Origin of the sequence: Brevibacterium salitolerans (genome assembly GCF_039531405.1) — a bacterium.
Taxonomy (GTDB): domain Bacteria; phylum Actinomycetota; class Actinomycetes; order Actinomycetales; family Brevibacteriaceae; genus Brevibacterium; species Brevibacterium salitolerans.
Map to the genome: position 1 here is coordinate 220,580 of NZ_BAAAPZ010000002.1, position 12,353 is coordinate 232,932.

The following is a 12,353-nucleotide window of genomic DNA, read 5'->3' on the forward strand; positions in this document are numbered from 1 at the left end:
GCCGGACCCGTGCAGGCTCCCCGCGGTGCAGGTCGCCCCGTGGATCCGGACACCTCCTCCCACTCTAGTCGTCCGATCCTGACGACGGGGTCAGAGTCGGCGGGCCCGGACCCGGGGGCCCGGACGCGTGCGCGGGCGGTCGGATACGCTGGGCGGAGTATGACCAGCGGCACATGCCCGGTCGCCCGGTGCGGGCGCTCCGGGGCTGAGACGGAGGAGGAGAAATGACGGAAGCCGTCATCGTGGGTGGTTCGCGGACCCCGTTCGGGAAGATGTCCGGGGCGCTCGGTGCGCTCAGCGCGGTGGACCTGGGCGCGCACGCCATCAAGGGCGCACTGGACCGGTCCGGCGTCGCACCGGCGGACGTGGGCTACGTGATCATGGGCCAGGTGCTGCAGGCCGGCTGCGGGCAGGGCCCCGGCAGGCAGGCGGCCGTGCAGGCCGGCATCCCCATGGACGTCCCCGGGATCACGATCAACAAGCTCTGCCTCTCCGGCATCAACGCGATCGCGCAGGCGGCGCTGCTGGTCCGCGCCGGCGAGTACGACATCGTCGTGGCCGGCGGGCAGGAGTCCATGACGAACGCGCCCCACCTCCTGGAGAAGTCCCGCGCCGGCTACAAGTACGGCACGGTGCAGGTGCGCGACCACATGGACTACGACGGTCTCTGGGACGCCTTCACCGATCAGGCAATGGGCGGTTTGACGGAGTCCGCCAACAATGCCGACGGCGGAGACCGGGCGTTCACCCGGGAGGAGCAGGACGCGTTCGCGGCGGCCTCGCACCAGAAGGCGGCCGCGGCGCAGGAGGCGGGCCGCTTCGAGAACGAGATCACCCCCGTGACGCTGCGCTCCCGCAAGGGGGAGACCGTCGTCTCCGCGGACGAGGGCGTGCGCGCCTCCTCCACCGCGGAGTCGCTGGCCGGGCTGCGGCCGGCCTTCCGCAAGGACGGCACGATCACGGCCGGCAACGCCTCGCAGATCTCGGACGGTGCCGTCGCCGTCGTCGTCGCCTCCAAGGAGAAGGCACTCGAGCTCGGCCTGCCCATCCTCGCGGAGATCGGGGCACACGGCTGGACCGCGGGCCCGGACTCCTCGCTGCAGCACCAGCCCTCGCAGGCGATCCGCGCGGCGGCTCAGCGGCAGGGCGTGGCGGCGGACTCCTTCGACCTCTACGAGATCAACGAGGCCTTCGCGGCCGTGGGACTCGCCTCCACCGCGGATCTGGGCGTGGATGCGGAGAAGGTGAACGTCAACGGCGGTGCGATCGCGCTGGGACACCCGATCGGGGCCTCGGGCGCGCGCATCGTCCTCGACCTCGTCCTGGAGCTGGGCCGCCGAGGCGGAGGCACCGGCGTGGCCGCGCTCTGCGGCGGCGGCGGACAGGGCGATGCCCTCGTCGTCACGGTCCCGGGGGAGTGAGCGGACATGCTCCTGGCATTCTCAGTGGCACCGTCCGGCGGTCCGGATCCTGAGGGCGACGGCGGCGTCCACGACGCCGTCGCGGCCGCGGTGAAGGTGGTCCGCGAGTCCGGACTGCCGCATCGGACGGATTCCATGTTCACCACCATCGAGGGGGAGTGGGACGAGGTGTTCGCGGTCGTGAAGGCCGCGACCGAGGCCGTGGCCCCCTTCGGTCCGCGCATCTCACTCGTGATGAAGGCGGACATCCGGCCCGGACGCACGGGCGAGATCGACTCCAAACTCGAGCGGCTGGAGAAGGCGCTGGGCGAGGCCGAGGCCTGAGGGCGGGACGCGGCACGAGGTGCTGTAGGATCGTGTCGCCTCCGTAGCTCAGCTGGATAGAGCAGCGGCCTTCTAATCCGCAGGTCACGGGTTCGAATCCCGTCGGGGGCGCCGCTGCCGGACCGCAGGGTGCCGGGACATCGCACAGGCGAAGTTCCGGCACCTTCGTCATTCATCCGCCGGTGCGGATGAGCGGGGCCGTGTCGCGAGGCCGTTCTGCGGGAAGTTCTGCCGGGAAATGATCCTGCAGGTGACCGTCCGCGGGATCGGGCACAGGAAATGCCGAAGAATCTGAGAATCCCATTGCCAAGCTCTGAATGCCGGTGCTACGGTGGTGGCGGATCTGCGGTGAGCGGCATTCTGTCGGAAAGAACGGACAGCGCCACCGCGATCACAAAGAGACAGGAATGACAGGGTGGTCCTCGGAGGACCGGTGGCCTGTCGAGGCGCATCTCGGTGCAGACTGCGAATGGAGGCGATGGCAATGGTGAATGCACAGCGGCATGAAGGACCTTTCCTCGGCTCCGCACGCTGGCTCGGCTCTCCGCGCCTGCTCGGAGGCCTCACATCCGAAGTGACGTGCGCGGCATCTGCACTCTCTGCGGCGAATCCGGGCGCGCGGGGCTGAATCGTCCCGCTGTTCCGCGGCTGACGCGTATGCCTGCGGTCCCCGCGGTCATGTGACGAGCGTGACGCCTGCGTCTCCCGCTCCTCGAGCGCGGGCGGCTCTGCCCGCACCTCTCCTCGAGGCAGCGACACGTCGTCCGTGAAGCTGTTTCTCGGATCCGCGTGGTCTCGCCTGCGAATGAGACCTGGTGCGGGAATCCCCGAAGCGAATGCATGAGCATTTCCGGGGATCCGGCTGCGCTCTCCTCTGCACGTGATGATTCTCCGCGTGCGCAGGAATGAGACGCAGCGCTGGTCTCTTTTCCTCTCCCTTTCTTTCGGCATGCCCGAATATGGCATTCGGGCTGCCCTGCACTCAAGGAACATCTGTGTCTGCAGTACCTCTGTATCCCATTCCCCGTCGACTGGCGCTGTCCGCCGGGATGCTCCTCGTCCGCTGGGCGCTGAGCCCGGTGCCCCCGCCGCCTGACCCAGTTCTCCCGCGGGCGGAGCTGATCCGCCGGCACCGGCTGTCGCAGCAGCTGGAGCGTGAGCGCGAGGCCGCGCTGCGCCGCGCGCTCACCGCACCGCTGGCGTGGTGAGACCCGCGGGTCCCTGGGGCAGAATGCCCCCATGACCCCTGCGGCCCTCTCCCTGCCGTCCGTCCTCCTCGCCCTGGCGCTGCTCACGCCGACGGCGTGCACGGTCACGGCAGCGCTGCGCCTGGAGCGTCCGTGGCTCCAGGCCTGGTCGCTGGCTCGCGCGGTCCTCCAGCTGGGAGCACTCTCGCTCGTGCTGCGCTTCATGATCGGAAGCGTGCCCCTCGTCCTGGCCTTCCTCCTCGTGATGGTGGCGGCCGCGGTGCCCGCCGTGCTCGTCTTCTCCTCCGGCGCGGTGCCGCCGCACCCGCGCTCTCGTCCCCAGCACGGACCAGACCCGGGTGACGGGTCTCGTCACGCTGCCCGGTGCCTTTGTGAGCGCAGTGTTCGGCGGCCTGCCCGTCGTGGAGGCCGCCCTCTTCCAGCTCGTCGTCCTCGCCTGCCTGCTGGCCGCCGGGGCGGTGGCCGTCGCCCTGTGGTCCCTCCTCCTCGGGGCACCGGCACGGCTGCCCGATGACTCAGCGGCCCGGACGGGCTGAGGGACGCGGGTGAGGGGGCGGCCGCTCACTCCATGTTCTGCGCCACCATCGCCTGCAGCCCGTAGCCCAGCTCGCCTCGGGAGTCCGCGAGGGCGTTGTGCACGATCCCGCCGTGCCCGGGAGTCGCGAGTGACTGCGCGCTCATCCGCAGCCACTGCCCGTGCATGTCCCGGTCGAGCGCCACGTGGAGATCGCAGTTGATGAAGCGGTGCACCCGCGGGTCGACGGCGAGGCTGATGCCACCGGCGGAGTCCGCCAGCACCAGAGTGCGCTGCCAGGGACTCGGCTCCTCGCCCTCCACCAGCTGATTGAGCTGTCGTCCCCATGCAACGGCGGGCCCGCCGGAGCCGGGCCCGCCCTGGACGAAGCGCCATTCCACGGAGCGCTGATAGCCGCTCTCGTGCCCGCCGGTCAGGACGACGGCACGGGACTCCCCACTGGCCTCGGGCACCGCCGGCACCTCCCCGTCCCGCCACCCGGACAGCGGCGGATAGTCCTCCGGTGCGCGCCGGATGCGCCAGGCACGTGCGGTCATCACGGTCCGCCCGTCCGCGCTCGCCGAGGCCTCCAGGAGCTCCATCGAGCGGCCGCTGCGCAGGGTGGACACACTGATGTCGAGAGGGCGGACGGGGACAGGGCCCAGGATGTCCGAGCGGACGTCCGCGAGCCGCATGCCCTCGTGCTGCCCGTGCTCCTCCATCGCCCTGACCAGCAGGGCGGCCGGCGGACCCGCGTGCTGGTGCTCCGGCGACCACACCCCGGTGGTCGCCGGCAGGGAGTCGAAGCGGTGTGCGTCCACCTGGCGGTAGAAGGGCTCCGGGCGGGTGGGCGGGTTCGTCATGGGTGCTCCTCGTCGTCGAGTGCGTGCGTGGCCGGTGCATACGCGCCGGTGCGTATCTGTACTGCGTCTGTGCGGGGCCCGTGCCGCAGCGGCGCCGGGTCGGACAGCTGATCGAGTGTTCGAACGTGTCTCCGCCAGCGTACGGTCGCCGGTCCGATTCCCAGCGAATCCCCAAGCTGTTCGGCGTGGTGGGTCGACGTGAGCGTCCCGAGCGTCGATGCTGGTCACGTGGATCGACGTGCGAAGAGCCCGGCCGCCGGAGCAGCGGCCCCGGCCCTGACTGAGCTGCTCCGGCGTATCAGCGACGCCCGCCTGCCGCTTGCCGCCCTGGGCGCGGAGGAGGGCAGAGCCCTGCGCCGCGAACTGGCCTCCCAGATCGAGGACTACCTCCTGCCGCGGCTGGAGCATCCGGACGCGCCGCTGCTCGTGGTGCTCGGCGGCTCGACGGGCGCGGGCAAGTCGACGCTGCTCAACTCGATGCTGCGGAAGCCGGTGACGGAGGCCGGGGTGCTCCGACCCACGACGCGGGTGCCCGTGCTCATCCACCATCCCGCCGACACCGCCCACTTCGCCGGTGCGAGCGTGCTGCGCGGCTTCGAGAGGACCACGGAGGCCCTCGCCCCACGGGCGGAGGAGGACCTGTCCGAACGGCCCCGCATCCGTCTCCTCGCAGACGAGGCCGTGCCGCAGGGGCTCGCGCTCCTGGACTCACCGGACGTCGACTCGGCGAGTGCGGGGAACCGGAGCGCCGCGAGGCAGCTCCTCGCCGCCGCCGATCTCTGGCTGTTCGTCACCACCGCCTCCCGCTACGCGGACGCCGTCCCCTGGAGCCTGCTCACCGAGGCCGAGGCGCGGGGGACCACGATCGCGCTCGTCCTCGACCGCGTGCCGGCGGCGGCCAACCGCGAGGTCCGCCACCATCTCACCGAGCTGCTCACCGGTGCCGGTCTCGGCGCGTCCCCGCTGTTCACCGTTCCGGAACTCGAGCTCGAGGACGGCCTTCTCCCGGAGTCCGCGGTGTTCACTCTCACCTCGTGGGTGATGAATCTGGGGCGGAGCGAGGAGGCCCGTCGCCGGGTGGCGAGCCGCACCCTCGGGGGAGCGCTCGCGGCCGTGCCGGAGACCGCTGAGCGCCTGGCGGACGGACTGGCCGCCCAGGAGGAGGCCCACGCCGCCCTCGCAACCGCCGTCGACGATGCGTTCGCCGCCGCGTCCTCCGCGCTCGCCGAGGCGCTCACCAGCGGCAGGGTGCTCCGCGGGGAGGTCCTGGCCCGCTGGCAGGACTTCGTGGGCACCGGCCAGTTCTTCCGGGGCCTCGAGCCCACGGTGGCACGCATCCGGGACAGGATCACCGCGACCGTCACCGGCAGGCGGGACACCGCCGGACCGCTGCGGCAGGCGATCGAGTCCGCAGCCGCGGTCCTCATCCGGGAGCAGGCCGTGGCGGCCGTCTCCACGGCGCGCATCCGCTGGGAGGAGGACCGCGCGGGGCGTGCGGTCATGGAGGAGTGCGGTGCGCCGGAGCGCTTCCGGGTTCCGGCGGACTTCGACGTGCAGGCCCGCACCGCCGTGTCCTCCTGGGCGGAGGAGGTCTCCGCCCTCGTGCGCGATCTGGGGCAGTCCGCGCGGGCCAAGGCCCGCATCCTGTCGTTCGGTGTGGACGGGGTGGCGTGCGTGCTCATGCTCGCGGCGCTCTCCGGACCCCACGACAGCCGGGGGAGGGGCACGCTCGCCGTGGCGGGCACGCTGCTGGCGACGAGCTTCGGGGAGGAGGCGGCGCGGGATCTCGCCGCCACGGTGCGGACGCGCCTGCTGGACCGCGCGCAGAGCCTGCTCTCCGGATGCCGCAGCGGCTTCGACATGACACTCTCCGCCGCCGAGGTCCCTCCCCGGCAGGCGGGCGCGCTCAGAGGCAGCGCAGGACGACTTCAGGAGGCACTCCGATGACCGCTTCGGCCCACGCCCGCACCCGCGAGGAGCTCGTGCGCCTCACCGAAGGGCTGCGGTACGCGCTGGACGAGGGACGTTCGGCCCTGAGCGCGGAGCTGGCGGTGGAGACGGCGCTGCTCCTGGGCCGGGTCGAGGAGCGGCTGGGGCTCGGCGACAACTTCACCGTGGTCGCCTTCGCCGGATCCACGGGTTCGGGCAAGTCCTCCCTGTTCAACGCGGTCTCCGGGCTGGAGATCGCGGATGTGGGGGTCCGCCGGCCCACCACCTCGAAGCCCACCGCCTGCGTGTGGGGCACCGGCGGCGAGGAGATCCTGGACTGGCTCGAGGTGCCGGAGAAGAACCGCACCTGGCGGGAGTCCGCGCTGGACGGCGACGACGAGACGGATCTCCACGGCCTCATCCTCGTGGATCTGCCGGACCACGATTCCACCGCGCAGGCCCATCGCCTCGAGTCCGACCGGATGGTGGGGCTCGTGGACGTCGTCTTCTGGGTGGTCGACCCCCAGAAGTACGCCGACTACTCCCTGCACAGCGGGTACCTGGCCTCCTTCGCCGAACACAGCACGGCGATGGTCTTCGTCCTCAATCAGATCGACAGGCTGAGCCCCGCGGACCGCGACCGGGCGCGCGCGCACCTCGCCTCCCTCCTCCGCGAGGACGGGATCGAGCAGGCGCGGGTCCACGGCGCCTCCGCGGTCACGCGCGACGGGGTGCCGGAGCTCCGGCGGATCCTGGCGGAGACGATCACCGCCCGCGAGGCCGCCACCGAGAGGCTGCTCGCGGACGTCCGCACCGCCGCGGCACGGGTGCGCGCGGAGATCGGGGAGCCGCCGGAGGACCTCGACGACCTCGCCCGCGCCCAGCCGCTGGTCGACGCGATGATGGATGCGGCGGGGGTGGACGCGCTGGTGAGCACGGTCCGGGAGGACTACCTCCGGCGCGCCTACCGGGCGACCGGCTATCCCGTGCTCGCCTGGGCGCAGCGCTCCCAGGCCGATCCGCTGGGCGCCAAGCACGGGAGCGAGCGGAGCGAGCTCCTGCGTGCGGCCGCACCGGAGGTCACGGGGGCCCAGAGCGCACGGGTGAGCCTCGCCGCCCATGAGCTGGTCGAGGACGCCGTGGCGGGGCTGCCGGCCGTGTGGCGCGGGAGGATCGCCAAGCAGGAGAGGTCCAGTGCGGAGGTGCTCTCCTCCGCACTGGACGACGCCCTCACCGCCGTGCCCCTCGAGCGCGAACGTCCCGGCTGGTGGTCGACGGCGAGGTTCTTCCAGATCCTCTTCTTCGTCTGCACCGTGGCCGGTCTGCTCTGGGTGCTCGTGCAGGGGGCTCTCGTGGCATTCACCGACCTCGAGGCGCACGTCCTTCTGTGGATGGTGCCCGCCGTCCTCCTCGTCGGAGGCGCTCCCGGCTCGTGGCTGACCTCCGCCTGGGCCGCGCGGGCACGTGTCCGGGGTGCGGAGGCAGCCGCCTCCGCCGTGGACGAGCGCCTGCGCAGCGCTGTGCTCTCCGCGGCCAGGGGGTCCTTCCTCTCTCCGATCACCGCGGTGCTCGACCGCCATCGCCGGCTCTGGGACGCGGTGCGCTGAGTGTGCGCGGCGGGCGTCCCACACGTCCCGCCGGCTGTCGCCTGCCGCGATGCGTCACCGCGGGTGTGCGGACTCCACCTGGAGTGCGCACACCGCGCTGTGGATCCCGCACGCTCCGTCCACAGCCGTCGTCGACCCCTTCCCGCCGGTTGGCGCAGCGGCCAGTGTGGTGGTGCACGGCGGCGCCGAAGGGGTCGGCGCCCGGCGGGGAAGGACAGCACCATGAAGGTCATGACGGCGATCGAGGGCAGCCTGGCTGCCAGGGCGCGCACCGGCACCACGACGGACGGTCGCGGCTACGCGAACTTCCGCGTGGCCGTCGATCAGGAGAGGCGGAACCCGGACACCGGGTTCTACGAGAAGGTCGGCACCAGCTGGTTCCATGTGAGCGTCTTCGGCACGCTGGCGGCGAATGCCGCCTACTGCCTGGGAAAGGGCGACAGGGTCGTCGTCGCGGGTGAGCTGAAGCTGCGTGAGTGGGACAACGGCGAGAAGAGCGGCACCAGCGGTGACATCACGGCCTATGCGATCGGGCCCAGCCTGCGGTTCGGCCTCGCACGGCTCACACCCACCAAGGCGCTCGAGAATCCGTCGCCGGTTCCGGCCGAGGATGAGCCTCCGGCGGGTGCCGCCGGAGGCTGGGACGGCATCGGTGAGACGGGCGGCGAGAGCCCGCCGGCGGTCTTCCCCGAATCCGCTGAGCCGGAGGAGGCGTTCGTGGGCGCGGTGCCCGGCGGTGCGGCGCCCGGTGCCGCCGTCCCGAGTGATGCGGTCTCGGGTGGGGAGGACCCTCCCTTCTGATCCGGACGGAACCGCTGCGGGCGGGAGCTCGCCGGGCGGTGGACGCCACGGCCAGTGAGGTCACATCGGTGTGGACTCGTGCGTGGAAGCGGTCCCTCGCCGCGGACGGTGCGGAATGACCGCATCCGCGCAGCGGTGCGGCTACAGTGGGACCGATCCGCCACCTCCGGAAGGGACGTCCATGACCCGAGCGCTCAGCCGATCCGCCGCACTGTGCGGCTCCGCGGTCCTGCTGGCTGTGCTGGCAGGCTGTTCGGTGTTCGCAGACACGCCCGCTCAGGAGCCGAAGGTCGTGGAGACCGAGGAGCCGGCGGAGGTGGACGAGGTGATCGCCGCTCTCGAACCGCTCCTGGGGGACGCGGAGTCCATCCCGAGCTCCGCGAAGGTGTTCGAGACGCTCATGGACGCCGGCTACGAGGCCGACCAGCTCGAGGCCACGCAGGACGAGACGCCGCTGGAGACCGGTGTGCCGTCCAAGCAGTTCGCGGTGCTCGTGGACGCGGGCTGCGTGGTGGGGGAGATCCGTGAGGGGAAGGCCGCGGCCACGCTCATGCCGCCCTCGGAGTCGACGGGCACCTGCATGTTCGGAGCCGTGGACCGGCCGGAGGGCGCCCCGGAGCCCAGCGGAGAGCCGCGGGACGAGGACGGCGAGGACAACGGCACGGGGCACATCCCCGGTGAGAGCTTCAGCACCGCCGAACCGAGCGAGGCTCCCAGTGAGGCCCCTGGGGAGAGCGGCGAGGGCGGGTCCGCCAGCCTGGGCGGCAACTGAGCCGAGCGCATTGGGCGGGAGGTCACCCGCCCCTATATGGTGGTGGCACTATGGCAGAGTTCATTTACACCATGCACAAGGCGCGCAAGGCGCACGGTGACAAGGTCATCCTCGACGACGTGTCGATGTCGTTCTACCCCGGAGCGAAGATCGGCATGGTCGGCCCCAACGGCGCCGGCAAGTCGACCATCCTCAAGATCATGGCCGGCCTCGACCAGCCCTCCAACGGCGAGGCCCGGCTGAGCCCCGGCTACACCGTGGGCATCCTCCTCCAGGAGCCTCCGCTCAACGAGGAGAAGACCGTCCTGGGCAACGTCCAGGAGGCAGTGGGGGAGATCAAGGGCAAGCTCGACCGCTACAACGCGATCTCCGAGGAGATGGCGAACCCGGACGCGGACTTCGACGCCCTCATGGAGGAGATGGGCAAGCTCCAAGAGGCCATCGACAACGCCGATGCCTGGGACCTCGACTCCCAGCTCGAGCAGGCCATGGACGCGCTTCGCTGCCCGCCGCCCGAGGCCGAGGTCACCCACCTCTCCGGCGGTGAGCGCCGCCGCGTGGCGCTGTGCAAGCTCCTCCTCGAGAAGCCGGACCTGCTGCTCCTCGACGAGCCCACCAACCACCTGGACGCGGAGAGCGTGCTCTGGCTGGAGCAGCACCTCTCCAGCTACCCGGGCGCCGTCATCGCGATCACCCACGACCGCTACTTCCTCGACCACGTGGCGGAGTGGATCGCAGAGGTGGACCGCGGACATCTCTACCCCTACGAGGGCAACTACTCGACCTACCTCCAGAAGAAGGAGGAGCGCCTGCAGGTGCAGGGCAAGAAGGACGCCAAGCTCGCCAAGCGCCTCCGTGAGGAGCTCGACTGGGTCCGCTCGAACCCCAAGGCCCGGCAGACCAAGTCGAAGTCGAGGCTCGCGCGCTACGAGGAGATGGCGGCCGAGGCGGAGAAGACGAGGAAGCTGGACTTCGAGGAGATCCAGATCCCGCCGGGCCCCCGGCTGGGCGACATCGTCATCGAGGCGAAGAACCTGCAGAAGGGCTTCGACGGCCGCACCCTCATCTCGGACCTGTCGTTCTCCCTGCCGCGCAACGGCATCGTCGGTGTGATCGGCCCCAACGGCGTCGGCAAGTCGACCCTCTTCAAGACCATCGTGGGCATGGAGCCGCTGGACGGCGGCGACCTCAAGGTGGGCGAGACGGTGAAGATCTCCTACGTCGACCAGTCGCGCGCCGGCATCGATCCGGACAAGTCGCTGTGGGAGGTCGTGTCCGACGGGCTCGACTTCATCCAGGTGGGTGCGGTCGAGATGCCCTCGCGCGCCTATGTCTCCGCGTTCGGCTTCAAGGGGCCGGACCAGCAGAAGAAGGCCGGCGTGCTCTCCGGCGGTGAGCGCAACCGCCTCAATCTCGCACTCACCCTCAAGCAGGGCGGCAACCTGCTCCTGCTCGACGAGCCGACCAACGACCTGGACGTCGAGACCCTCGGCTCGCTGGAGAACGCGCTCCTGGAGTTCCCGGGCTGCGCCGTGGTGGTCTCCCACGACCGCTGGTTCCTCGACCGTGTCGCGACGCACATCCTCGCCTGGGAGGGCACGGAGGAGAACCCGTCGAACTGGTACTGGTTCGAGGGCAACTTCGAGTCCTACGAGAAGAACAAGGTGGAGCGTCTGGGCGAGGAGGCCGCACGGCCGCACCGCGTCACCCACCGCCGCCTCACCCGCGACTGAGCGGACCCCGCCGCCGGCGGGACAGCGAGAAGCGCCCCTGTGCTGCGAGCACAGGGGCGCTTCGCATTGTCGAGCTGGGCGCCTCCGGGCGGCACCGCCGGAGGCGCTCAACCACATGCGCGGACTGTGCGTCGGATCCGGCCCGGCGGCTCAGCGCGGCAGGCGGATCATCCCCTGCTGTGCCACATCGGCGAGGAGACGGCCGTCCCGGGAGAAGATGCGGCCGGTGCCCAGGGCCCGCCCTCCGCCGGCCTGCGGCGAGGAGTAGTCGAAGAGCAGCCAGTCGTCGAGGTTGATGGGCGCGTGCCACCACATCGCGTGGTCGAGGCTGGCCATGCGCAGGCCGGGGGAGTACACCGCCACGCCCTGCCTGCGGAGTGCGGGTTCGAGGAGGTTGTAGTCGCTGGCATAGGCGGTGGCCGCCGCATTCAGCACCCGATCGCCGCCGAACGGCGCCGCGGCGCGGACCCAGAAGCGCGACTGCGCCACCTGTTCGCCCCGGAACACCCCCTGGATGGGCGGTTCCACGGGGCGGAGGTCGAAGGGGCGCTTGAAGACCCAGCCCTCGAGCAGCGGGTGCTCGTAGCCCGCGAGCAGCTCCGTAAGGCCGGAGAGCTCCTCGGGCTGGGGGATGTCCGCCGGGGGAGCGACCTGATGCTCCGCGCCGGCCTGCTCGTCCTGGAAGGAGGCCATGCCGGTGAAGATCGGCACGCCGTCCTGGTAGGCCTGCACACGGCGGGCGGAGAACGAGCGGCCGTCCCGGAGGACGTCCACGCCGAAGGTGATCTCCTTCTCCACCGCCCCGGCGCGCAGGAAGTACCCGTGGAAGGAGTGGATGGGACGGTCCTCGGGCACCGTGGCGGAGGTTGCGACGACGCACTGGGCGAGCACCTGCCCGCCGAACAGCCGCCCGCCGGGCTTCTGCTGATTCCAGCCCAGGAATGCGTGGGCCTCCCCGCCGATCCCGGGGGCGTCGAGCGGCTGGAGGCCGAGGACGCGTCTGAGCTCCCCGATGCTCGCCGCGCCCGCTCCCGCGGAGTCCGCCTGGGTGTCCGTTCCTGGTCCGTTGTCCATGTCTGCGTGCGACTCCGTTCGTACCGAGGGTGCCGGGCCGTTCGCCCGGCCGCTGTGCTGTGCGCCGGGCGAGGGATCGTCCAGCGGTGCCGGTACGAGTGTAGATC

10 protein-coding genes, 1 tRNA gene and 1 pseudogene are annotated in these 12,353 nt (G+C 71.4%); 10 read left to right on the forward strand and 2 right to left on the reverse strand.

Annotation, left to right across the window (positions count from 1 at the left end):
- Positions 1-224: 224 nt before the first annotated feature.
- The 5 genes and pseudogenes from ABD240_RS01925 to ABD240_RS01945 all read left to right on the forward strand — a co-directional run.
- Positions 225-1,421: an acetyl-CoA C-acetyltransferase gene (locus ABD240_RS01925; RefSeq protein ID WP_344334689.1), complete on the forward strand. Its 1,197-nt coding sequence runs from the start codon at positions 225-227 to the stop codon at positions 1,419-1,421.
- Between the two features lie 6 nt (positions 1,422-1,427).
- Positions 1,428-1,745 carry a thiamine-binding protein gene (locus ABD240_RS01930; RefSeq protein WP_344334690.1) on the forward strand — a complete coding sequence of 106 codons (318 nt, stop codon included), beginning with the start codon at positions 1,428-1,430 and terminating at the stop codon, positions 1,743-1,745.
- A 37-nt stretch (positions 1,746-1,782) separates the two neighbouring features.
- Positions 1,783-1,856, forward strand: a tRNA-Arg gene (locus ABD240_RS01935).
- 884 nt (positions 1,857-2,740) lie between these two features.
- Complete coding sequence (locus ABD240_RS01940; protein ID WP_344334692.1) at positions 2,741-2,953, forward strand: hypothetical protein; 213 nt, start codon at positions 2,741-2,743, stop codon at positions 2,951-2,953.
- A 314-nt stretch (positions 2,954-3,267) separates the two neighbouring features.
- A pseudogene (locus ABD240_RS01945) lies at positions 3,268-3,489 on the forward strand (ABC transporter permease); the annotation flags it as partial.
- Positions 3,490-3,514: 25 nt separating this feature from the next.
- On the opposite strand, the gene ABD240_RS01950 reads toward ABD240_RS01945, so the two are convergent.
- Complete coding sequence (locus ABD240_RS01950) at positions 3,515-4,330, reverse strand: thioesterase family protein (RefSeq protein WP_291794553.1); 816 nt, start codon at positions 4,328-4,330, stop codon at positions 3,515-3,517.
- Positions 4,331-4,558: 228 nt separating this feature from the next.
- Between ABD240_RS01950 and ABD240_RS01955 the strand changes: the two genes are divergently transcribed.
- The 5 genes from ABD240_RS01955 (at position 4,559) to ettA (ending at position 11,172) form a co-directional block, all read left to right on the forward strand.
- Positions 4,559-6,277, forward strand: coding sequence for a dynamin family protein (locus ABD240_RS01955; RefSeq protein ID WP_344334695.1), 1,719 nt, complete (start codon positions 4,559-4,561; stop codon positions 6,275-6,277).
- On the forward strand, positions 6,274-7,866 hold the full coding sequence (locus ABD240_RS01960) for a GTPase (RefSeq protein WP_344334697.1): 1,593 nt from the start codon (positions 6,274-6,276) through the stop codon (positions 7,864-7,866). The genes ABD240_RS01955 and ABD240_RS01960 overlap by 4 nt, the downstream gene beginning before the upstream one ends.
- Positions 7,867-8,088: 222 nt before the next feature.
- Positions 8,089-8,667: a single-stranded DNA-binding protein gene (locus ABD240_RS01965; protein WP_344334699.1), complete on the forward strand. Its 579-nt coding sequence runs from the start codon at positions 8,089-8,091 to the stop codon at positions 8,665-8,667.
- Between the two features lie 181 nt (positions 8,668-8,848).
- A complete protein-coding gene (locus ABD240_RS01970) occupies positions 8,849-9,439 on the forward strand; it encodes a DUF6993 domain-containing protein (protein WP_344334700.1) in 591 nt (196 codons plus the stop codon).
- Positions 9,440-9,489: 50 nt separating this feature from the next.
- Positions 9,490-11,172: an energy-dependent translational throttle protein EttA gene (gene ettA, locus ABD240_RS01975; protein ID WP_291794542.1), complete on the forward strand. Its 1,683-nt coding sequence runs from the start codon at positions 9,490-9,492 to the stop codon at positions 11,170-11,172.
- 150 nt (positions 11,173-11,322) lie between these two features.
- Here the strand turns inward: ettA and ABD240_RS01980 are convergent, their stop codons facing one another.
- On the reverse strand, positions 11,323-12,246 hold the full coding sequence (locus tag ABD240_RS01980; RefSeq protein WP_344334702.1) for an acyl-CoA thioesterase: 924 nt from the start codon (positions 12,244-12,246) through the stop codon (positions 11,323-11,325).
- Positions 12,247-12,353: the final 107 nt, after the last annotated feature.

Bases quoted from the DNA above. Each gene is read 5' to 3' on its own strand.
- ABD240_RS01930 (WP_344334690.1), top strand. From the start codon at position 1,428: ATGCTCCTGGCATTCTCAGTGGCACCGTCCGGCGGTCCGGATCCTGAG.
- ettA (WP_291794542.1), top strand. From the start codon at position 9,490: ATGGCAGAGTTCATTTACACCATGCACAAGGCGCGCAAGGCGCACGGT.
- ABD240_RS01980 (WP_344334702.1), bottom strand. From the start codon at position 12,246: ATGGACAACGGACCAGGAACGGACACCCAGGCGGACTCCGCGGGAGCG.
- ABD240_RS01960 (WP_344334697.1), top strand. From the start codon at position 6,274: ATGACCGCTTCGGCCCACGCCCGCACCCGCGAGGAGCTCGTGCGCCTC.
- ABD240_RS01950 (WP_291794553.1), bottom strand. From the start codon at position 4,330: ATGACGAACCCGCCCACCCGCCCGGAGCCCTTCTACCGCCAGGTGGAC.
- ABD240_RS01925 (WP_344334689.1), top strand. From the start codon at position 225: ATGACGGAAGCCGTCATCGTGGGTGGTTCGCGGACCCCGTTCGGGAAG.
- ABD240_RS01965 (WP_344334699.1), top strand. From the start codon at position 8,089: ATGAAGGTCATGACGGCGATCGAGGGCAGCCTGGCTGCCAGGGCGCGC.
- ABD240_RS01970 (WP_344334700.1), top strand. From the start codon at position 8,849: ATGACCCGAGCGCTCAGCCGATCCGCCGCACTGTGCGGCTCCGCGGTC.